The 21,623-nt window shown below is 62.9% G+C and carries 21 protein-coding genes and 1 other RNA gene; 11 read left to right on the plus strand and 11 right to left on the minus strand.

The genetic code is table 11. The features are described from left to right. Positions 1 to 28 precede the first annotated feature (28 nt). Both IP92_RS03235 and pncB read left to right on the plus strand, forming a co-directional pair. Entirely contained in the window at positions 29 to 895 is an 867-nt protein-coding gene (locus IP92_RS03235) for a cysteine hydrolase family protein (RefSeq protein ID WP_145873053.1), read from the plus strand. A 25-nt stretch (positions 896 to 920) separates the two neighbouring features. Then, positions 921 to 2,135, plus strand: coding sequence for a nicotinate phosphoribosyltransferase (gene pncB / locus IP92_RS03240; protein ID WP_145873054.1), 1,215 nt, complete (start codon positions 921 to 923; stop codon positions 2,133 to 2,135). Between the two features lie 27 nt (positions 2,136 to 2,162). Here the strand turns inward: pncB and IP92_RS03245 are convergent, their stop codons facing one another. Both IP92_RS03245 and IP92_RS03250 read right to left on the minus strand, forming a co-directional pair. Further along, positions 2,163 to 2,465 carry a hypothetical protein gene (locus tag IP92_RS03245; protein ID WP_145873055.1) on the minus strand — a complete coding sequence of 101 codons (303 nt, stop codon included), beginning with the start codon at positions 2,463 to 2,465 and terminating at the stop codon, positions 2,163 to 2,165. A gap of 114 nt (positions 2,466 to 2,579) precedes the next feature. Further along, positions 2,580 to 2,879, minus strand: a complete 300-nt coding sequence (locus IP92_RS03250) for an antibiotic biosynthesis monooxygenase family protein (protein ID WP_145873056.1) — start codon at positions 2,877 to 2,879, stop codon at positions 2,580 to 2,582. 13 nt (positions 2,880 to 2,892) lie between these two features. Between IP92_RS03250 and IP92_RS03255 the strand changes: the two genes are divergently transcribed. Beyond that, positions 2,893 to 3,480 (plus strand): GNAT family N-acetyltransferase, encoded by a 588-nt coding sequence (locus IP92_RS03255; RefSeq protein ID WP_145873057.1) that lies wholly within the window; start codon positions 2,893 to 2,895, stop codon positions 3,478 to 3,480. A 23-nt stretch (positions 3,481 to 3,503) separates the two neighbouring features. Here IP92_RS03255 and IP92_RS03260 read toward each other — a convergent pair whose 3' ends face one another. The 8 genes from IP92_RS03260 to ubiG all read right to left on the minus strand — a co-directional run bounded on the left by IP92_RS03260 (position 3,504) and on the right by ubiG (position 11,517). Further along, positions 3,504 to 4,157 (minus strand): hypothetical protein, encoded by a 654-nt coding sequence (locus IP92_RS03260; protein ID WP_145873058.1) that lies wholly within the window; start codon positions 4,155 to 4,157, stop codon positions 3,504 to 3,506. 171 nt (positions 4,158 to 4,328) lie between these two features. Next, complete coding sequence (locus IP92_RS03265; RefSeq protein WP_158206812.1) at positions 4,329 to 4,856, minus strand: PEP-CTERM sorting domain-containing protein; 528 nt, start codon at positions 4,854 to 4,856, stop codon at positions 4,329 to 4,331. 300 nt (positions 4,857 to 5,156) lie between these two features. Beyond that, on the minus strand, positions 5,157 to 5,702 hold the full coding sequence (locus IP92_RS03270) for a PEP-CTERM sorting domain-containing protein (protein ID WP_158206813.1): 546 nt from the start codon (positions 5,700 to 5,702) through the stop codon (positions 5,157 to 5,159). Between the two features lie 1,068 nt (positions 5,703 to 6,770). After that, complete coding sequence (locus IP92_RS03275; protein ID WP_145873061.1) at positions 6,771 to 7,847, minus strand: phage exclusion protein Lit family protein; 1,077 nt, start codon at positions 7,845 to 7,847, stop codon at positions 6,771 to 6,773. 701 nt (positions 7,848 to 8,548) lie between these two features. Then, positions 8,549 to 8,909, minus strand: a transfer-messenger RNA (tmRNA) gene (gene ssrA / locus IP92_RS03280). 76 nt (positions 8,910 to 8,985) lie between these two features. After that, on the minus strand, positions 8,986 to 9,957 hold the full coding sequence (locus IP92_RS03285; RefSeq protein ID WP_145873062.1) for a hypothetical protein: 972 nt from the start codon (positions 9,955 to 9,957) through the stop codon (positions 8,986 to 8,988). 127 nt (positions 9,958 to 10,084) lie between these two features. Beyond that, complete coding sequence (locus IP92_RS03290) at positions 10,085 to 10,774, minus strand: HAD family hydrolase (protein WP_145873063.1); 690 nt, start codon at positions 10,772 to 10,774, stop codon at positions 10,085 to 10,087. Positions 10,775 to 10,815: 41 nt separating this feature from the next. Beyond that, positions 10,816 to 11,517: a bifunctional 2-polyprenyl-6-hydroxyphenol methylase/3-demethylubiquinol 3-O-methyltransferase UbiG gene (ubiG, locus tag IP92_RS03295; RefSeq protein WP_229418597.1), complete on the minus strand. Its 702-nt coding sequence runs from the start codon at positions 11,515 to 11,517 to the stop codon at positions 10,816 to 10,818. Between the two features lie 136 nt (positions 11,518 to 11,653). On the opposite strand from ubiG, the gene IP92_RS03300 reads away from it, so the two are divergent. Then, positions 11,654 to 12,067 (plus strand): hypothetical protein, encoded by a 414-nt coding sequence (locus IP92_RS03300; RefSeq protein ID WP_145873064.1) that lies wholly within the window; start codon positions 11,654 to 11,656, stop codon positions 12,065 to 12,067. Positions 12,068 to 12,197: 130 nt separating this feature from the next. Here the strand turns inward: IP92_RS03300 and ompA are convergent, their stop codons facing one another. Next, the gene (gene ompA, locus IP92_RS03305) at positions 12,198 to 12,911 is read right to left on the minus strand and encodes an outer membrane protein OmpA (RefSeq protein ID WP_145873065.1); all 714 of its coding nucleotides are present in this window, start codon (positions 12,909 to 12,911) and stop codon (positions 12,198 to 12,200) included. Positions 12,912 to 13,351: 440 nt separating this feature from the next. Here ompA and gyrA point away from each other — a divergent pair, with 440 nt between their 5' ends. The 7 genes from gyrA (at position 13,352) to IP92_RS03340 (ending at position 21,615) form a co-directional block, all read left to right on the plus strand. Continuing rightward, on the plus strand, positions 13,352 to 15,997 hold the full coding sequence (gyrA, locus tag IP92_RS03310; RefSeq protein ID WP_145873066.1) for a DNA gyrase subunit A: 2,646 nt from the start codon (positions 13,352 to 13,354) through the stop codon (positions 15,995 to 15,997). Between the two features lie 73 nt (positions 15,998 to 16,070). After that, on the plus strand, positions 16,071 to 16,631 hold the full coding sequence (locus tag IP92_RS03315; protein WP_158206814.1) for a DUF2059 domain-containing protein: 561 nt from the start codon (positions 16,071 to 16,073) through the stop codon (positions 16,629 to 16,631). A 79-nt stretch (positions 16,632 to 16,710) separates the two neighbouring features. Beyond that, positions 16,711 to 17,289, plus strand: a complete 579-nt coding sequence (locus tag IP92_RS03320) for a DUF2059 domain-containing protein (protein ID WP_145873068.1) — start codon at positions 16,711 to 16,713, stop codon at positions 17,287 to 17,289. Between the two features lie 7 nt (positions 17,290 to 17,296). Next, a complete protein-coding gene (gene serC, locus IP92_RS03325) occupies positions 17,297 to 18,382 on the plus strand; it encodes a 3-phosphoserine/phosphohydroxythreonine transaminase (protein ID WP_145873069.1) in 1,086 nt (361 codons plus the stop codon). Positions 18,383 to 18,514: 132 nt separating this feature from the next. Continuing rightward, positions 18,515 to 19,588, plus strand: coding sequence for a prephenate dehydratase (pheA, locus tag IP92_RS03330; RefSeq protein WP_145873070.1), 1,074 nt, complete (start codon positions 18,515 to 18,517; stop codon positions 19,586 to 19,588). A gap of 19 nt (positions 19,589 to 19,607) precedes the next feature. Next, positions 19,608 to 20,729, plus strand: a complete 1,122-nt coding sequence (gene hisC, locus IP92_RS03335) for a histidinol-phosphate transaminase (protein ID WP_145873071.1) — start codon at positions 19,608 to 19,610, stop codon at positions 20,727 to 20,729. Then, positions 20,719 to 21,615, plus strand: a complete 897-nt coding sequence (locus IP92_RS03340) for a prephenate dehydrogenase (protein ID WP_199271815.1) — start codon at positions 20,719 to 20,721, stop codon at positions 21,613 to 21,615. Before hisC ends, IP92_RS03340 begins: the two co-directional genes overlap by 11 nt. Positions 21,616 to 21,623: the final 8 nt, after the last annotated feature.

The raw sequence follows: 21,623 nt of genomic DNA on the forward strand, positions 1-21,623 counted from the left end.
CGTGCCATCCCTGTTCCGAAAGCCTCGAATGAAAGACCGCCTGCACCTGCTCGTCATCGATCCGCAGAACGACTTCTGCGACCTGCCGTCCGAATACCTGCCGATCGATCCCGCCGGCGACGCACCGCGCGCGCCCGCGCTGCCGGTGGCCGGCGCCCATGACGACATGCGCCGCCTGGCGCAGCTGATCGAGCGGGGCCGGCATGGCCTGACGGCGATCACGGTCACGCTCGACTCGCACCACCGCTACCACATCGCGCACCCGACGTTCTGGGTTGCCGCCGACGGCGGCCCCGTCGCACCGTTCACCGAAATCACCGCCGCCGACGTGCGCGCCGCGCGCTTCCTGCCGCGCGACCCCGATGCCCGCACCCGCGCGCTGGCCTATCTCGACGCGCTGGAGACGGCCGGGCGCTACCGCCTGATGGTCTGGCCCGTGCACTGCGAGATCGGCACGTGGGGCCACAACGTGCACGACGACGTGCGCACCGCCTACAACCGCTGGGAAGACGCATCGCTCGGCGTCGTCGCGAAGATCGCCAAGGGCTCCAATCCATGGACCGAGCACTACTCCGCCGTGATGGCCGAGGTGCCGGATGCGGGCGAACCGGATACGCAGCTGAACCGCAAGCTGATCGACAGCCTGCTTGCGTCCGATCGCCTGTACATCGCCGGCGAGGCGGGCAGCCACTGCGTCAAGGCGACCACTGAACACATCGTCGAACAGTTCGGCGGCGAGGTTGCTCGCCTGACGTTGATCGAGGATTGCATGAGCCCCGTGGGGGGCTTCGAGGCGCAGCAGCAGGCCTTCTTCGAACGGATGCGCGCTGCCGGCGTGCGCTTCGCGAAGGCAGCCGACGTGACGCAGGAACTGCTCGTGAATGCGGGGCGCTGAAATGAATTCACCCACGAACGCAGCGATGAACGCCCCGACGAACGCACCTTTCCGCCCGGTCGTGCGCAGCCTGCTGGAAACCGACCTGTATAAATTCTCGATGTGGCAGGCCTTGCTGCACTGGCACCCCGGCGCGCATGCCGAGTACGAATTCAAGTGCCGCAACAAGCCCGCGTATCCGCTGGCGGAATTGAAGGAGGAAGTGGAGGCGCAGCTCGACCACCTGTGCACGCTGGAGTTCCGCGAGGAGGAACTCGACTATCTGCGGTCGCTCCGCTACATCAAGACGGACTTCGTCGACTTCCTCACGGTGTTCCGCTTCCAGCGCAAGTTCATCACGGTGGAGACGGACGGCGAAGAGCTGCTGATCCATGCGCGCGGCCCGCAGGTGCACGTGATGGGCTTCGAAATCTTCGTGCTGTACATCGTCAACGAGCTGTACTTCCGCCGCTTCGACCAGGAAGCGGCGCTGGCCGAAGGGCGCCGCCGGCTCGATGCGAAAGTGGCGGCGCTGAAGGCGTTCGGCCGCGAGCCGATGCTGCGCAATCCTTTCGAGTTCTCCGACTTCGGCGTGCGCCGCCGCTTCTCCGGTGCGTGGCACGACGAGGTGGTGGAGCGGCTGGCGCGCGACGTGCCGGAATTCTTCAAGGGCACGTCGAACGTCTATCTCGCCATGCGTTACAGGATTCACCCGATCGGCACGATGGCGCACGAATACATGCAGTCGTTCCAGGCGTTCGGCGTGCGCCTGCGCGATTTCCAGAAGGCGGCGCTGGAGGATTGGGTGCAGGAGTTCCGCGGCGACCTGGGCACCGCGTTGACGGACGTCGTCGGCATGGATGCGTTCCTGCGCGACTTCGACCTGTACTTCGCCAAGCTGTTCGACGGCCTGCGCCACGATTCGGGCGACCCGGTGGAGTGGGGCGAGAAGGCGATCGCGCACTACCAGAAGCTGCGCATCGACGCGCACACGAAGCGGCTCGTGTTCTCGGATGGGCTGAACCTGGACAAGGCGATCCACCTGTACCGCCACTTTGCCGACCGCATCATGACGGGCTTCGGCATCGGCACGTGGCTCACCAACGACCTGGGTGTCACGCCGCTGAACATCGTGATGAAGCTGGTGCGCTGCAACGGCCAGTCGGTGGCGAAGCTGTCCGACTCGCCGGGCAAGACGATGAGCAAGGACGAGACGTTCCTCGCTTACCTGCGGCAGGTGTTCGAGCATCCTGCCGCATGAGCGGGCCGCGCCGGCTCAGACGGTAGCTCAGGCCTCCACGCCGCCGTAGCGCAGCATCAGCGTGTTGGCCTGGTCGCGCTGTTCGTCGGAGTCGACGTCGACGGACAGCAGCGCGGCAGGGTGCTCGGTGGGGTGATCCGTGTCGTCGGCATCGTCCGGCGTCAGCGAATCCATGATGTTCTCGACGGCTTGCGTGGTCGTATTCTGGCCGCGGACGTCGTGCAGGTTCAGTTGCACGGACGAACCTGAAAAGCCCGCGTCCAGCAGCGCCGCGCGCGCCGCCTCGGCATCCTCGACCGTCTTGAAGTTGCGGTGTATCGTGTCTGGCATGGCAGTTCCTGTAGGGTTGGACTTACCGCCATTGTGCGGCAACGGCGCCGCGCGCGGCGCTCAGATGGGGCATCAGCGGTGGGCCCGCAGCGATGGGCCCGCAGCGATGGTTCGTTAGAAGCCGCTGACGGCGTTCTCCGTATGCTCGACCTTCGGCGGCTCGGCAAAGAAGCCGCCGACGAGACCGCGCCAGGCCTGGAAGTCGGCGCTGCCGCGGAAGTCCACCGTGTGGTGTTCCAGCGTTTCCCAGCCGATCACGAGGCGGTACGTGTCGGGGCGCTCGATCGTGCGGTCGAGCCGCATCGACAGGCAGCCCTTGGCACGGCGGAACAGCGGCACCGCTTCGCCCACGGCCGCTTCAAAAGCGGCGTTGGTGCCCGGATGGATCGTGATTTCAGCTATTTCGTAGATCATGGAAGGAGTCCTGATGAGTAGTGGTTCCCGCATTTTGCCCGAACAACGGCAAGCGCGCAGGGTGGTGCTGAAGACGCCGCGGCTGCTGCTGCGCCTGTGGCAGCCGGATGATGTCGCGCCATACGTCGCGCTGAACGCCGACCCCACCGTGACGCAATTCCTGCGCGGCCCCGTCAGCGCCGCACAGGCCGAGGAGTTCTTCGCCGCGCAGAACGCGATGGTCGAGAAGCACGGCTGCGCCTTTCTCGCGGCGGAGCTGCGCGCGACGGGGGAACTGGCCGGCTTCGTCGGCCTGAAGTACCAGGATTTCGATGCGCCGTTCGCGCCATGCCATGAAATCGGCTGGCGCCTGGCCGCGCATTGCTGGGGCATGGGACTGGCAACCGAAGGTGCCCGCGCCGCGCTGGCGTACGGCTTCGATACGTTGGGGCTGGACGAGATCGTGTCGTTCACGGTGCCCGCGAACACCCGCTCGCGGCGTGTGATGGAAAAGCTGGGAATGGTGCGTGATCCGGACGGCGACTTCGCCCATCCGGCACTGCGCGCGGATCACGCTTTATCGCGGCACGTGCTGTACCGACTGCGGCGCCCGGCCGGGTAGCCGGGCGCGCGCATCAGCTGGCATCAGCGGGACTTGTCGCCGCTGCCACCCTGCGGGTTCTGGCGGTACGTGTCGCGCTGGTCGGCCGCCGTGCTGCCCGCGCCCGTCGAGCTGCCATGCTCGCTCTGGCGGCTTTGGCCACCTTCGCGGGCCAGACTGCCCTGGTCGCGGTCGACGTCCGTCATCCGTTCACCGCCATAGCCTTGCTGGTTCAGGTCACCGGATTGCCGATTGCCGTCCGCGCTGCCGGGAATGCCGGCGGCACCCTGGTTGCCGGCCGCACCCTGCAGGCCGGTCGGATCGCTGGGGCGGCCGCCGCCGGACAGGCTCTGCGTCTGCCCCTGATCTTGATCCTGTCGCTGCGACTGGCGATTGCCGGAACCTGAACCGCTGCGGCTGCCCAGGTCGCTGGTACCTTCCAGCAGGTCCTGCGTCCGTTCGCCGCTGGCGAAGCCCTGGCCGTTCTGGTCGGCCTCGGAGCCGTCCGACAGCAGGTCGTCCGTGCGGCCGGCCGTCTGCATGCCGCCCACCCACGGCGTATGCGCGGCCTCGTCATAACCCTTGTCGGTCGGCGATTCGCCGGTGGCGCCGGTGCCCATCGTGCCCGCGCTGGTGGTGCCGTCATGGGTCTTCTGGTCCCAGTTGCGTCCTTGCTTGTCCTTGCCTTGGTTTTGCATGATGGCCTCCTCATCGTTTCGCGTGGCGGCCATCTTAGGACGGCGCGGGCGAAGGCGGAATAGGCGTGCGCGTGGCTTCCATGTAGGAGCGCAGGCATTGCGACGGCAATGAAAAAGGGCGCCGCGAAAGGGCGCCCTGCGGGGAGATGCGCGGCGCGGCCGCGGCAAGGGTCAGCGCAGCGCTTTGCGGCGCTGGGCGTACGTGACCGCCGCCAGGCCGAACGCCAGCATCAGCCACGTGGACGGTTCCGGCACGGCCGTGATGACGCCCGGGCCGCCGATCAGCACCTGGTATTTGCCGAACTCGGGATCGTCATAGCCCGTCACGACGAAGTAGTAGGTGGTGCCCGCCGTCAGCTCGCCAGCGACCGAGGAGGTGGTGGGCGATACGTCGTCGTCGCTGCCGTTCACGAAGTTCGTCACCGTGTCGGCCGGATTGAAGCTGTTTTCAAAGAGCAGGATCACGCTGTCGAACTCGGCGGTTACCTGGAAGGTATAGGTGCCCGAAGTGCCGACGGTGAAGGCCCACTGGGTGAACGGGATGGCCGAGCCGGGGAATTCCCACGGCGTCAGGTCGAGCGTCGGGCCGCCGGTCGTGTCGCCGGTTTGATGGATGATCTCGGCTTGCGCGGTCTGGGCGAGGCCGATGAACAGCGTGCTGATGGCAATTGCTGCTTGGAAGAACTTCTTAATGTTCATAAGGTTCTCTTTCATCTCAAGTGGAGGGGAACAGCCGGACGAGTCAGCTCATCAGGCAGGTTCAGTATGGCACGGTGAACCCGGCGGCACGCTTGCGTTCTTAAGTATTTTTTAAGCCTTTTTGACAAGTCTTGTTGTGCGGAATTGCGCTTTTCGTGGGGGTAACGTGCTTCAGAGGAGGGACGGGCGGGGGCGTTGAAAAGCAGTTTGAACGGGCGGGGAGGGGAGTGTTGGATGGCGGCGACAGCTGGTTACCGCGCGGTGGGAAAACGCGGAGCCGAGGCTCCGCGTCCGTCCAGATCAGCGTGCTGCCCTGCGCCGCTGCGCGTAGGCGAGCGCGGCAAGGCCGAGTCCCAGCATCAGCCACGTCTGCGGTTCGGGGACGGCCGTGATGACGCCGGGGCCGGCAATGGTCAGCGCGTACTGGCCCGCGAAGTCGTTGTAGTAACTGGTAAAGACGACGGTGTAAAGCGATCCCGCTTCAAGTTCGCTGGCGAAGCCGGAAGTGTTGTGGCTCACCAGGTCATCGCTGCCGGCCACACCGTTGAGCTTCGGCGCCGTCGGATCGAATGCATCCTTGTAGAGGAACAGCATCGTGTCGAATCCCAGGCCGGTCGCGACGAAGCTGTACTCGCCGCTGGTGTCGATGCTGATGGTGATGGCGTTGTAGGCGACGTTTGTACCGGTAGTGGACAGGTTCGAGAAGTCGGTGAATGGCCGATTAAAGGTGGGGCCGCCGGTGGTATCGCCGGTGTAGGTGACGAGCTCGGCCTTGGCGCTGTGGACGAGGCCGACGAAGAGCGCGCTGATCGCCAGCGCGGAACGGAAGAACTTGGCTATGTTCATGGCGTTTTTCTCTTTCATAAGGGTAGTGGGGAGGCCTGTCGGGGGAAGGCGACAGGTGGTGTCAGTATGGCATGTAAATTTGGTAATTTGGGCGGCTATGCGTGGTATCGAGCAGCTTTAGCAGTCGGCTGTGCCACAGCCCAGAGATGGCGGAACATTCATGTTTGCAATAATTATTGCAAATAAGTATCATAGTGTTATGACCACATACTTGATGTTAGACACGAAATGGCAAGCTCGCGCTCTCTGTCGTGTCCTTCTCATCATTGACTAACTGCTTACGTACCTCTAACTGAAGCTAAGAACTGCGTATATTTGCTTATTGCCAAAAATAAAGCAAAATTCGGCTATGTTGGTATATATTGGAAATATTGGCCATGGGGGCGGGCCGATATACTCGTATAACTAGTTCGAGCTATCGAATTCGTCAGAGAATTTCTGCTACAACTATAAACCGATTTAACGTGCAAAATAACAATATGCAAATTTTGAACTCCGCTCTACAGTATTCTTCATGGCCTATTGTCACACTTATTGGGCTTTTTGTATTCAAAGCGCCGCTGAGTGTTTTGATTAAGAACCTGCGATTTCTGAGGGCTGGAAAACTCGAGGTCAGTTTTGAGGAGCAAATTCAGAGGCTTGGTTTTTCAGAAGAGCAGCTAAGGATTGTGCGGACTCTGTCAGCTCAGGAAATTGACTTATTCCTCTTGGTGACATTTAGTGACTCACCGAGTTTCAACTATATGACGGGCCTGCATGAAGCGGCGTTTTCAGCTGCGCTGAAGAAGCTCCAGGAGGCGGGGCTAATAGTGATTACTAACCCTGATGGCCCATCTACAAACTTGAGACATATTACGACACCAATTGGACACAGAGTGAGAACTATGCTGATCAATAGTACTGTGGCGTTACTCCACGCAAGAAGCTAATACCTCAATCTCGTCCAAAGTACTTTTTATTAGCGCGGCTTGAACGCTGCCACCCTTCACCATTCTACATTGGGTAGCCGAAAGGAACAGTTGCTGGCGCGGCGATCCATTTATTGCCAATCAGGAAATGGTGCCAAAATCACCGCGGTACTGAGATAACATCACCCAGAAATGCTATAGAAGCCTCGTTATCGATCGCTTCCCGCGGCATCATGGAAAATTGATTTATCAGAAGTTGAATCTCGTCCCAGCGAGAATTTCGAGCCCGCGTGTACTCAAGGTTGGAATTATTTTTTGCAAAAGCTATTACTTCGCTCGCTCTCGGGGCAGTTTTGTTTTCCGTCTCCTTTGGATAATGTGATTCGAGATCAATCAGGAGTCGAGTGAGTTTTGCTAAGTGAAGGTGCGAAAATGGGTCTTCGAAATTTTGGTCTGCTACACCGGTGTTGTGCATCATCGCCAATTTGCTGAGGATATCCATTAGGCGAGCTGCAGTGTGGGGGTGCGTGGCTGATCCGGCCCATTTTATGTTTTCCTCTGCTAAATTTATTCGCAGTGAGAAATAGAGGAGTCGGAACGCTGTCTTCTTCAGGTGAATGCTGGGAACTTTTGTTGAGAAGCGTTGTAGATATCTGTAAAACGCTGCTGCTGCGCAAAGGTCGGCATCAAATTCTAATGCATGTTTTGTTTCGGGTGTGCTACCAAAATGCTTCTCAATTAGAGCGTGTCTTCTTAAGTAGTGAAATATCTCATGGGCGCATGACCACATAATACAAGCTTTAGCTACACTCAAAGGTCCTAGTGGCCTTGGAACGTTATAAGTCCCGAGGCTTTTTTCAGCTATGCTCTGGACTCCAAGGCTGCGTTCTAGTAGGCCCTCTGCTAGACAAACAGTGTTGACTATGTCTCTCAATTCTGTTTCGTTTGCACTTGCATTTGTTATAATGCGAATCTCTGGTATCCCATCTATTGCAAGCCAATTGGTTTTAATTTCGTTGAGAAAAGGAGGCAGCGCAGAGATTATATGTTGATATTGTTCTCGATTGTCATCATCTTTCATCCGATCGAGGAAGTCTGAGATCGGCATGCTTCGCCGCTCATTGTCCGGGTCTGGCATCCACATAAAAACTCCGTAATATTGTCTGGCTAATAAGAGTTCAAGAAGAGTGGCGTTGCTAAGGCAGTACAGCATCTTCTGGCTGAGGGAAGTCCTCATGTAAATGCAGTGTACAGCCAATGTCGTGTAGATGAATCGAAATCTTTCAAAATAACAACGAAATGTGGTGTCACATATCTTTGAAGTTTGTGGTGTGGTTCGTGAGTCCGAGCCGGACAATTCGAAAAGCGTGCTGCAGTCGACGCATTGCGATCTGATCGTAACGCACTCTCTTCAGGACGCGCGTCGAGTCAATTGAGATTTTAGAAAAGCCTAGGCGGGGAATGATCTCTAGAGCTGAGCTTTTTGCAATCCGCTCGGTGGACGGGCAAGAAGTCACGGCTGTAATATGCGAAGGCTAAGTAGCCTCATGTGCGGGCGTCGGGAGAGCTGAGACGAGCCTTGGGGCGACGAGATTTCGCATGGCAAGGCCGAGAACGGGCGAATCGGAGGCGGCACCGGCATCTGCGAATCGCTTTGCCGGTGGCGAGCATGTTCGCCGATGGGTAGTAAGGTGCTGGCGGCGGAGCCGGCAGGCCCTGCGGGCGCTGGCGACTTCGCGGAGCGAAGTCGGGAATGGGCGAATCGGAGAGTCCCGCGCTGGTAGGCGCGGGTCGCCTCGCAGGCGCGCCGCATGCGGCGCGAAACCCCTGCGAGGCCCCGCGTCCGTCGGGGACGGACGCGGAATCGATTCACGACGGCGACACCGAACAAAAACAAAGGGCCCCAAGCGAAGCTTGGAGCCCTTTGTTTTTGTTCGGTGGTGGAGACGGCGGGAATCGAACCCGCGTCCGCAAGCACTCCACAGACAGTTCTACATACTTAGCACTGCCATTTAATTTAACCTGTACAACGCGGACGTGCACGCTGTGTACAGGCGATTCACCTTGAGTTTAACGCTCTTCGAAGTGACCCCTCCGAGCGCGAGCCTCTGTAAATGACTCCACAGCTTTTGACGGCCCACCCCAGAGACAAGGTGTTGTGGAGCTAACAGCGATTAAGCTGCCAGTGCGTACGAGTTATCGTTTGCAGTTAGTTTGTTTCTGGATGTATTTACGAGGTGACCAGCCCTCGGTATGCCCTGTTCTGCTTTGCAACCCACGTCGAAACCAGGTCGTCCCCACAGATGGAAAGATCATTGTACTCCAATTGGGACCGCCGTGCACACCTGCCCGGCCTCAAGGCCACGGAAACCCGCTCAGTCCTTCAGCACGGGCAGCGCACGGTCCTTTTCGCCCAGCCGCGTGATGGCCGGGGTGCCTTCGTCGAAGACGCATTCGAACAGGTGGCGGCGCGATTTCGGGGCGTGGTCGGATGCCAGGTCGTGGAAGCTGTCGGCGCCCTGGAAGCCCAGGTCGACCGTCAGTTTTTCCAGGTAGTACGTGTCGCACAGGTCGGCGATGTGCTCGCGCCGCGTGCCGCGTTCGATTTCGTTGCGCAGCTGCGGCTCGGGGCCTTCGAAATAGGCGATCAGTGCGGCCTCGATCATCTCCACTTGCGAGCGTTCCGATGCTTCCGCGGAGATGTCCCTGGCCGACGTGTCCACCTTCACGTCGTAGCGCTGGATCAGCAGGAAGGTGTCGTGTTCCAGCATCACCCGGTTGCGCACGCGGTTGACGATGCTGCACGTGCCTTTGGCGATCTTGCCTTCGGGGTCGCGCGTCTGGCCCACGTACAGCACCGTGCTGGGGAAGTCCAGGTTCATGTCGTAGCGCTGGATCAGGTCGTGGACGCTCAGCGGTTCCATCATCGAGCCCCAGTTCAGCAGCAGGAACTTGTCCTGCAGCTGCACCAGCGGCTTCTTGTACGTGGCGTCGAACGGCACTTCCAGGTCCATCGTGATGGAGCCCTTGCGTTCTTCGGTGCCGATCAGCACCGGCACCGTCAGCTTCAGTGAGAAGAAGCCCCAGCTGACATTGCGTGCCGTGTCGATGCGCACGCGCGGGCGTGCGACGAGGAAGTACAGCAGGCGCTTCTCCATCGCGCCGTCCAGTGCGAATTGCATGCGGCGCAGGTAGCGGCCGACAGGGTCGCGAAAATCCGGAAGCTCGCCGCCGGAGACCAGCAGGTCGTACCAATAAAACTTCGTTTCGGCTACCGAAGCCGTCCAAACTTGCGGAGCATTGCTGCGCGGCGTAAGGGACTGCTCGGTCGTTTCTTCACCAGGCATTCCTTGCCTCCCCGGGAAATTGCTAGGTTCTTATCTTATATTAACCCTATGGTACGATGGTTTGTTGAAACTGGGCAATAAGCTTCTGTCTCTAAAGTGTCTTTAAATGGTATACGCGCAACGAAAATTATGCCGCCAGCGACGCGCGGTTGACGGCTGCAAGCAACAGTTCAAGCAGTGCGTCCGGCGTCGCGGCCAGGTGGTCGGCACCCCACGTGGTGGGTTCGGTTGCGCCGCAGTAGCCCCATTGGCAGGCGATCGTGCGCATGCCGGCGGCATGGCCGGCCTGGATGTCGCGCAGGTCGTCGCCGGCGTACCAGCAATGTTCCGGCGGCAGGCCGAGGCGGTTGGCTGCTTCCAGCAGCGGGGCGGGGTGGGGTTTGGCGTGGGCCGTCGTGTCGCCGGAGACGACGCAGGCGGCGTGATCCAGGCCGATCAGCGGCATCAGCGGATCGGTGAAGCGGGCCGGTTTGTTCGTGACGATGCCCCACGCCAGGCCGGCCGTCGCGATGCCTTCGAGCAGGTTTGCCACGCCGGGGAACAGCGTGCTGTGCACGCTCATCGCCGCTTCGTAATTGTTGAAGAAGCCCTGGCGCAATTCCTCGTAGCCTTCGTCCTGCGGGGTCAGCCCGAACGAAGCGCCGATCATGCCGCGCGCGCCGGCCGAGGCCGTGGGGCGCAGGATCTCGTACGGCGTCGGCGCTAGGCCGCGCTCGGTGCGCAGCTGGTTGACGGCCGCGGCCAGGTCGGGCGCCGTGTCGGCCAGCGTGCCGTCGAGGTCGAACAGGATCGCGCGCGGGGCAGGGATGAAGCTCATGGTCGGGAAGGGGAAAGAGGGCGGCAGGAAGCCGCCCGGGATCATTCGGGACGGGTGCACGACATCAGGTAGTTCACGCTGGTGTCGTTGTTGAGGGAATAGAACTTCGTCAGCGGGTTGTAGCCCATGCCTTTCAGGCTACCCACCTGCAGCCCGGCGCTGCGCACGTATTGCGACAGCTCGGCCGGCGTGATGAACTTCTCGTACGTGTGCGTGCCTTTCGGCAGCAGGCGCAGCAGGTACTCGGCGCCGATCACGGCAAACAGGTACGACTTCGGGTTGCGGTTCAGCGTCGAGAAGAACACGTGGCCGCCCGGCTTCACGAGGGCCGCCGCGGCGCGCACGATCGCGGCCGGATCCGGCACGTGCTCGAGCATTTCCATGCAGGTGACGACGTCATATTGGCCAGGCTCGGCGGCCGCCATGTCCTCGGCCGAGATCAGCTTGTAGCGCACCGGCACGCCCGATTCGAGGCTGTGCAGGTCGGCCACTTTCAGCGCGCGTTTCGACAGGTCGATGCCCGTCACCGTCGCGCCTTTGCGGGCCATCGATTCGGACAGGATGCCGCCGCCGCAACCGATGTCGATCACGTTCTTGCCGGCCAGCGGAGCGCGGGCGTTGATCCATTCCAGGCGCAGCGGATTAATGTCGTGCAGGGGGCGGAATTCAGACGTCGGGTCCCACCAGCGGTGGGCCAGTTCGCTGAATTTCTGCAATTCGAGTGGGTCAGCATTTGCATTCATGACCGGCATCATAGCGGGTATTTGTCGTGTTCCAAAGCGGGCGCACAAAAAAACCGGGCCATTGCGGCAGCCCTGTCGGCCCTGTCGATATAATTTCCTGTCGGGCATGGGCCCGCCACGATGTCAAAAGGATCCGATGAAAGCCTTGTTTTTACTGCTGCTGGCGCCTGGCCTCGCGCTGGCCGACGACGCCGCGCTGCGCCATTGCCGCACGCTCACCGATACCGCCAACCGCCTTGCCTGTTATGACGCCATTCCATTGGCCCCCGTGCGTACGCCGGAACAGGATTTCGGGATTGAAACCGTGAAGAAGACGGTCGAAGCACCGAAGTCGATCGCCACCACCATTCCCGGCCGGTTCGACGGCTGGCAGCCGGGCCAGGCGATCAAGCTGGCCAACGGCCAGACGTGGCGCATCGTCGACGGCAGCCAGGCCGTGCTCGCGCCGCTGCAGGACCCGAAGGTCACGGTCGAGCGCAATGCGTTCGGCACGATGTTCCTGAAAATCGAAGGCACGAACCAGTCGCCGAAAGTGCGCCGGGTCAACTGAACGCCCGTCGCGGTACGACAAAAATCCCGCCGCGGCGGGATTTTTTTTGTGCGGAGAAAGCGACAGGCGAAAAAAATCCCGCCCGAAGGCGGGATCGTGCCGGCCCGCGCCGCAGCGCGGGGCAGGGCAATTACTTGTTGCGGGTACCGACGACTTCGATTTCCACGCGGCGGTTCTTCGCGCGGCCTTCGGCGGTCTTGTTGTCGGCGATCGGCTGACGCTCACCCTTGCCTTCGGTGTACACGCGGTTCGATTCGACACCTTTCGACAGCAGGTATGCCTTCACGGACTCGGCGCGGCGCACGGACAGCTTGTCGTTGTAGGCGTCGGTGCCGACGGAGTCGGTGTGGCCAACGGCGATCACGACTTCCGTGTTGATGCCGCCCAGCTTCGCAGCCAGGTCGTCCAGTGCCTGCTTGCCTTCCGGCTTCAGCACGGCTTTGTCGAAGTCGAAGAACGCGTCGGCGTTGTAGCTGACTTTTTCAGACGTCGGAACCGGTGCCGGTGCCGGGACTGGCGTTGCCGGAGCTTCCGGTGCCGGAGCGGCCGGCGGCGGCGGAGCGACGCACTTGCCGTTTTCCAGGCGTTCCGGTTCCACGCAGATCGGCAGGTCGCAGCCAGGAACGGCGTCGGCCGGCGTCCAGTAGCCGGTGCGCCAGCACAGGCCGAACGGGTTGCGGGCGATCACGCCGCGCTGATCCTGCACGTAGGCGCTCTTCGGTTTCGGAGCCTGGATGTCCTGGGTCACGGGCGCGAAAGGCGGCGCGGTCGGCTTGTCCTGCGCTGCCACGGTGCCAGCGAGAACTGCCGACGCTGCGAAGATGCTGGAGATCAATTTTTTCATGTTTTTCTTTCCTTTCGGGGTGGTATCGGCAGCGTTGCTGCGCGACGGTTATTGCGCGTGGTGCAATATTAACACGCCGGCCCCGTGCCCTACTATGGGGCAACACTCTTGGGATAGCTGCCGATTGTGAATCAGCCAAGTTTGTATTTCCGGTCATTTTGCCATATGGGCCTCCATCGCACGAGTCGCGTTGGCTATCGGGCGGTGCGGCCGTTCGACCAAAATGTTGTTTTGTTGCAACGCAACGGGCAAACCCCGGCGATGATAAAACGGCAGTATGTCCGCACGATTACATCGCGATTCTGCACGCTTCCCGGCCGGGGTGGCGCCCTGTGGCTGTGGGGAAATGCCTCATTGAGCCGGGGACGATGTCAGCATGGTAAAATCGTGCGATTGTCTGCCGTCCAAGCAGCCTGAACCAACGTCAGAGAAACCCGCTAATGGATCAATTCGCAAAAGAAACAATCCCGATTTCACTCGAAGAAGAGATGCGCAAGAGCTACCTCGATTACGCGATGAGCGTGATCGTGGGCCGGGCCTTGCCGGATGCGCGCGATGGCCTGAAGCCGGTGCACCGCCGTGTACTGTATTCGATGCATGAGTCGAACTACCACTACAACCGGCCGTACGTGAAGTGCGCCCGCGTGGTCGGCGACACGATGGGTAAGTACCACCCGCACGGCGACGCGTCGATCTACGACACGCTGGTGCGGATGGCGCAGGATTTCTCGCTGCGCTACACGCTGGTCGACGGGCAGGGTAACTTCGGCTCGATCGACGGCGATGCCGCCGCGGCGATGCGTTACACCGAGTGCCGCCTGGACAAGATCGCCGGCGAGCTGCTGGCCGACATCGACAAGGAAACCGTCGACTTCCAGCCGAACTACGACGGCAAGGAAAAAGAGCCGACGGTGCTGCCGACGCGCGTGCCGAACCTGCTCATCAACGGTTCCTCGGGTATCGCGGTCGGCATGGCCACGAACATCCCGCCGCACAACCTCTCCGAAGTCATCAACGGCGCGCTGCACGTGCTGGCGAACCCGGACTGCACGATCGACGAACTGATCGAGCTGATCCCGGCACCGGACTTCCCGACGGGCGGCACGATCTACGGCGTGTCCGGCGTGCGCGACGGCTACCGCACGGGCCGCGGCCGCGTCGTGATGCGCGCCAAGACCCACTTCGAGGAATACGGCAAGGAAGGCGGCCGCACGGCGATCATCGTCGACGAGCTGCCTTACCAGGTCAACAAGAAGTCGCTGCTCGAGCGCATCGCCGAGAACGTGCGCGACAAGAAGCTCGAAGGCATTTCCGACATCCGCGACGAGTCCGATAAATCGGGCATGCGCGTCGTCATCGAACTGAAGCGCGGCGAAGTGCCGGAAGTGGTGCTGAACAACCTGTACAAGCAGACCCAGTTGCAGGACACGTTCGGCATGAACATGGTGGCGCTGGTCGACGGCCAGCCGAAGGTGCTGAACCTGAAGCAGCTGCTGGCCACGTTCCTGTCGCACCGCCGCGAAGTGGTCACGCGCCGCACCGTGTTCGAGCTGCGCAAGGCGCGCGAACGGGGGCACGTGCTGGAAGGCCTGGCCGTCGCGCTGGCAAACATCGACGACTTCATCGCGATCATCAAGGCCGCGCCGACGCCGCCGCTGGCGAAGACGGAACTGATGGCGCGCGCGTGGGATTCGTCCCTCGTGCGCGAAATGCTGGCCCGCACGGGCGAGGGCGGCGAAGTGGACATCAACGCGTTCCGCCCCGAGCACCTGCCGAAGCACTACGGCATGCAGGCCGACGGCATGTACAAGCTGTCCGACGACCAGGCCCAGGAAATCCTGCAGATGCGCCTGCAGCGCCTGACCGGCCTGGAGCAGGACAAGATCGTCAACGAGTACAAGGACGTGATGGCGCAGATCGCCGACCTGCTCGACATCCTGGCGAAACCGGCACGCGTGACGGCGATCATCGGCGACGAACTGAACATCGCCAAGAACGAATACGGCGCGAAGGACGAGCGCCGGTCGACGATCGAGCACAACGCGACCGACCTGGAAACGGAAGACCTGATCACGCCGCAGGACATGGTCGTGACGCTGTCGCACATGGGCTACATGAAGGCCCAGCCGATCTCCGAATACCGCGCGCAGAAGCGCGGCGGCCGCGGCAAGCAGGCGATGGCGACGAAGGACGAGGACTGGATCGACCAGCTGTTCATCGCCAACACGCATGACTACATCCTGTGCTTCTCCAACCGCGGCCGGATGTACTGGCTGAAGGTGTGGGAAGTGCCGCAAGGCTCGCGCAACTCGCGCGGCAAGCCGATCGTCAACATGTTCCCGCTGCAGGACAACGAGAAGATCACCGTCGTGCTGCCGCTGTCCGGCGAAAACCGCACGTTCCCGGAAGATCACTACGTGTTCATGTCCACCAGCCTGGGCACCGTGAAGAAGACGCCGCTGAAGGATTTCAGCAACCCGCGCAAGGCCGGCATCATCGCCGTGGACCTGGACGAGGGCGACTTCCTGATCGGCGCCGCGCTGACCGACGGCAAGCACGACGTGATGCTGTTCTCCGATGCCGGCAAGGCCGTGCGCTTCGACGAGAACGACGTGCGTCCGATGGGCCGCACGGCCCGCGGCGTGCGCGGCATGAACCTGGACGAAGGCCAGAACGTCATCGCGCTGCTGGTCGCCGAGAACGAGCAGCAGTCCGTGCTGACGGCCACCGAGAACGGCTACGGCAAGCGCACGCCGATCACGGAATACACCCGCCACGGCCGCGGCACGAAGGGCATGATCGCGATCCAGACGTCCGAGCGTAACGGCAAGGTCGTCGCGGCAACGCTGGTCGATCCGAGCGACGAGATCATGCTGATCACGACGGGCGGTGTACTGATCCGCACGCGCGTCTCCGAGATCCGCGAAATGGGCCGCGCCACGCAGGGCGTCACCCTGATCGCGGTCGAGGATGGCACGCACCTGTCGGGCCTGCAGCGCATCGTCGAGGCGGATGCGGACGAACCCGAAGCGGGGGCGCCCGAAGGGGCCGATGACGCCCCGGCCGGCGATCCGGCGGAGCAGTAACAGCCTGCGGGCCCGTCCGAGCGATCGGACCGGGCCCGCGGTGTTTTCAACCCATCAAAACTTGCATAACGATATGAAAAAAATCGCCGTAGCCTTGATGCTGTCCGCCGCCTGCGCGCTGCCCGCGCTGGCCCAGACGTCCGTTGCGCCGCAAGCTGTCGCGGCCACGCCGGCCGTCGATCCCGCCGCCGCTGCCGCCGCCCGCGAGCTGCTGGTGGCGATGGACTACCGCTCCGTGATGATGGAGTCGTTCAAGCAGATGACCGCGTCGCTGCCCGCCGCGATCAAGGCCGGCGCGGAAGGCGCCGTGCGCGCCGATCCGAAGCTGAACGACGAGCAGCGTGCCAAGAAACTGGCGGAGCTGGACGAGAGCGTGCCGAAGATCGCCGCCGCGATCACGCGGATGTACAGCGACCCGGCGCTGGTGGACGAGATGCTCGACGCGATGATCCCCGTCTACGCGCAGCACTACTCGGTGGCCGAACTGCGCCAGCTGGGCGCGTTCTACAAGACGCCGGTGGGTGCGAAGACGCTGCGCCTGATGCCGCAGCTGATGAACGAGGGCATGCAGGCCGGCCAGCGCATCATGATGCCGCGCATGCAGAAACTGATGCAGGACTTGCAGGCGAACTGACAGGAAAGGATGCGCCCGCGACGACGCCGCGCCCGCGCTGCCGCGCGGCGCTGGTAGCGGCGGGCGTGCTGGGGACCGAATGAAGAAAATTGTCTTGGCAGGAATGATGGCGGCCCTGTGCGCCGCACCGGTGTACGCGGCCGATGCCCAGAAGGGACAGAACGGACAGAAGGCGCAGGGTGGCGAGCAGCAGGCGCGCCCATCGCGCGAAGTCACTGCCGCGTTGAACGAGCTGGCGAAGGTGCCGAAATTCCGCGACGCGGTCAATGAACTGGTCTACAGCGCGACGATGTCGATGCCGGTGGTGCTGATCCCCGGCTACGCGAAAGCGGCGAAGACGATGCGCCCCGACCAGGCAAGCGACAAGTACGGGCGCGAAGTGCGCCAGATCACCGCGGCCGCCGGCACCGTCGCGCAGGACCCCGCCGTCGCCGCCGAGACGCAGGAAAAGCTGCTGGCGCTGATGGGCAAGCGCCTGGGCGCGGAAGACATCGCGCGCATCACCGCCTTCTATCGCAGCCCGCAGGGCGCGGCCACGCTGACCGTGCTGCCGGAAGGGGTGGCGCAGGAAGCGATGGACGTTGCGCAGGACGTGCTGAAGCCGCGCGTGCAGGCCGTCATCGGCCAGCAGAAGCAGCCTGCCGGAAAAAAGAAATGAGGACGCGATGACGACCATCTATAACTTCTCCGCCGGCCCGGCCGTGCTGCCGAAGGAAGTGCTGCAGCAGGCCGCGGCCGAAATGCTGGACTGGCATGGCAGCGGAATGTCCGTGATGGAGATGAGCCACCGCGGCCCCGAGTTCATCTCGATCTACCGGGCGGCCGAGCGCGACCTGCGCGACCTGCTGGCCGTGCCGGACAACTACCGCATCCTGTTCATGCAGGGCGGCGGGCTGTCGCAGAATGCCGTGATCCCGATGAACCTCGTCGGCCGCAAGCGCGACCCCGTGGTGGACTTCATCCATACCGGCTCGTGGTCCGGCAAGTCGATCAAGGAAGCGGCCCGCTACGCGAAGGTGAATGTGGCCGCGTCGGCGCAGGAAAGCAGATACACGCGCGTGCCGCCGCAGTCCGAATGGAAGCTGACGCCGGACGCCGCCTACCTGCACCTGTGCACGAACGAGACGATCGACGGCGTCGAGATCGACTTCGTGCCCGAAGTGCCGGCCGGCGTGCCGATCGTGGCCGACATGTCGTCGCACATCCTGTCGCGCCAGGTCGACGTGGCGAAATACGGCGTGATCTTCGGCGGCGCCCAGAAGAACATCGGCCCGGCCGGCGTGACCGTCGTCATCGTGCGCGACGACCTGATCGGCCACGCGCTGCCGATCTGCCCGTCCGCGTTCGACTGGAAGAACGTGGCCGAGAACGAATCGATGTTCAACACGCCGCCGACCTACGGCATCTACATCGCCGGCCTGGTGTTCCAGTGGCTGAAGAGGCAGGGTGGCATCGCGGCGATGGAGCAGCGTAATATCGAAAAAGCCAGGCTGCTGTACGCGGCGCTGGATGCGGACGACTTTTACCAGAACCGGGTCGACCCGCAATACCGGTCGCGCATGAACGTACCGTTCTACCTGCGCGACGAGTCCAAGAACGAAGCATTCCTGGCCGGCGCGAAGGCGCGCGGGCTGCTGCAACTGAAGGGCCACAAGTCCGTCGGTGGTATGCGGGCATCGATCTACAATGCGATGCCGATCGAAGGCGTACAGGCGCTGGTTGATTATCTGAACGAGTTTGCGGGGCGGTGACACGCTGCCAATCGATGGCGGCCTTCAACCCAGAGGCGTAACCCTGGGGTCAGACCCGGCGGGTCTGACCCCGGCATCTGCTTTTGGGTTTGGCAAGAGCAGCCGGCCCGCATACAGACCACAAGCAAACCCATGACAGACAAACTGAAACCCCTGCGCGACAAGATCGATGCGATCGACGCGCAGCTGCTGTCCCTCCTGAACGAGCGCGCCAAGGTCGCGCAGGAAGTGGGACACGTAAAAGCCGAAACCAACGCTCCCGTATTCCGTCCCGAGCGCGAGGCGCAGGTGCTGCGCGGCGTGGCCGAGCGCAATCCCGGTCCGCTGGCCGGCACCGACGTGCAGACGATCTTCCGCGAGATCATGTCGGCTTGCCGCGCGCTGGAAAAGCGCGTGACGGTCGCGTATCTCGGGCCGTCCGGCACCTTCAGCGAGCAAGCCGTCTACCGGCAGTTCGGCCAGGCCGTCGACGGCCTGCCGTGCGCGTCGATCGACGAAGTGTTCCGCGCCACCGAGGCCGGCACCGCCGAATTCGGCGTCGTCCCCGTCGAGAACTCGTCGGAAGGCGCGATCAACCGCACGCTCGACCTGCTGCTGCAAACGCCGCTGGCGATCAGCGGCGAAGTCGCGATCGCCGTGCATCACAGCCTGATGACGAAGACGGGCACGATGGACGGCGTGACGGTCATCTGCGCGCACTCGCAGGCGCTGGCGCAATGCCAGGTGTGGCTCAACGATCACTACCCGCAGATCGAGCGGCGCGCCGTCGCGTCGAACGCCGAGGCGGCGCGGCTGGCCAGCCAGGACGCGAGCGTTGCCGCGATCGCCAGCGAGATCGCCGGCGGCCAGTACCAGCTGGGCGTCGTGCACGGCCATATTCAGGACGACCCGCACAACCGCACGCGCTTTGCCATCGTCGGCAAGCTGCAGCCGGGGCCGTCCGGCAACGACCGCACGTCGATCGTGCTGGCCGTGCCGAACAAGGCCGGCGCCGTCTACCAGCTGCTCGCGCCGCTGGCGCAGCACGGCGTGTCGATGACCCGCTTCGAGTCGCGGCCCGCACGCACGGGCACGTGGGAGTACTATTTTTACGTTGACGTGGAAGGCCATGCGCAGAACCCTGCCGTGGCGCGGGCGCTTGCTGAACTGAAGAGCAACGCCGCCTTCTTCAAGGTGCTGGGCTCCTATCCGACCAGCCTCTACTGAACCTATTGAGAGAGAACCTATGTCCAAGCAGTTTGGCCCCGACTATGTGCGCGCGATCGCTCCCTACCAGGCAGGCAAACCGATTTCCGAAGTGGCGCGCGAGTTCGGCCTCGACGAGGAAAACATCGTCAAGCTGGCGTCCAACGAAAACCCGTTCGGCGTCCCCGAGTCCGCGCAGCAGGCGATGGTCCGCGCCGCCGCGGAACTGGGCCGCTATCCCGACGCCAACGGCTTCGAACTGAAGCAGGCGCTCGCCAAGCGTTACGACGTGCCGATGGAGTGGATCACGCTGGGCAATGGCTCCAACGACATCCTGGAGATCGCCGCCCACGCCTTCGTCGAGCGCGGCCAGTCGATCGTCTATGCGCAGTACTCGTTCGCCGTGTACGCGCTGGCCACGCAGGGCGTCGGCGCGCGCCACATCGTCGTGCCGGCCAAGGATTACGGCCACGACCTCGAAGCGATGCTCGATGCGATCGAGGACGACACCCGCCTCGTGTTCATCGCCAACCCGAACAACCCGACGGGCACCTTCGTACCGGGCAGCGAGATCGAAGCGTTCCTGCAGAAGGTGCCGCCGAACGTCGTCGTCGTGCTGGACGAGGCCTACAACGAATTCCTGGCCGAGGAAGACCAGTACGAATCGGCCGCGTGGGTGCGCCAGTATCCGAACCTGCTGGTGTCGCGCACGTTCTCGAAAGCCTATGGCCTGGCGGGCCTGCGCGTGGGCTTCGGCCTGGCGCAACCGGCGTTGACGGACCTGATGAACCGCATCCGCCAGCCGTTCAACGTCAATTCGCTGGCGCAGGCCGCCGCGATCGCCGCGCTGAACGACACCGAATTCCTGGAGAAAAGCGCGAAGAACAACGCGGCGGGCTACCGCCAGTTCGTCGAGGCGTTCGAGCAGATGGGCCTCGAGTACGTGCCGTCGCATGGCAACTTCGTTCTCGTCAAGGTCGGCAACGACCTGGCGGCGGGCGCGCGCATCAACCTGGCGCTGCTCAAGCAGGGCGTGATCGTGCGCCCGGTCGGCAATTACGGCCTGCCTGAATGGCTGCGCATCTCCATCGGCCTGCCGCAGGAAAACGCGGTGCTGATCTCTGCCTTGCAGAAGGCGCTGGCGGAGGGCCGTGATCAATAAGCTTGTCATCTTCGGCGTCGGCCTGATCGGCGGCTCGTTCGCGCGCGGCCTGAAGAAGGCCGGCGCCGTGCGCCACATCGTCGGCGTCGATCGCTCGGAGGCTGCGGCACAACGGGCCGTCGAGCTGGGCATCGTCGATGAAGCGGGCGGGCCGGAAGCCGTGCGCGGCGCCGATCTCGTGCTGCTGGCGACCCCGGTTGCGCAGACGGGCCCCATCCTCGCGGCGCTGCTGCCCTGGCTCGACTCGCACACGATCGTCACGGACGCCGGCAGCACGAAGAGCGACGTCGTCGCGGCCGCGCGTGCCGCGCTGGGCGCGCGCGTTGCACAGTTCGTGCCGGGCCACCCGATCGCCGGGCGCGAGACGAACGGACCGGATGCGGCGATCGACGATCTGTACGTCGGCAAGAAATTCGTCGTCACGCCGCTGGCGGAAAACCCGCCGGCCGCGGTGGACCGCGTCACCGATGCGTGGCGCGCGTGCGGGGCGATCATCCATCGCCTCACGCCCGGAGAGCACGACAAGGTGTTCGCGTCCGTCAGCCACCTGCCGCACCTGCTGGCCTATGCGCTTGTCGACGACATCGCCAACAAACCCCATGCGGACCTGCTGTTCCAGTACGCGGCCAGCGGCTTTCGCGACTTCACCCGCATCGCCGGCAGCTCGCCGGAGATGTGGCGCGACATCAGCATGGCCAACCGCGTCGCGCTGCTCGCCGAGCTGGATGCCTATATGGCGCAGCTGACGCAACTGCGCGCGCAGCTGGCGGCCGGCGACGGTGCCGGACTGGAAGCCGTGTACGGCAACGCGCAGCGCGCGCGCCGCAACTGGATCGAGGCCATCGAGGCGGCCGAGGCGCCGCCACCCCAAGATACTGCTGAATAAGGATTTAT

It is taken from the genome of Pseudoduganella flava (assembly GCF_007830495.1).
Lineage (GTDB): Bacteria > Pseudomonadota > Gammaproteobacteria > Burkholderiales > Burkholderiaceae_D > Rugamonas > Rugamonas flava.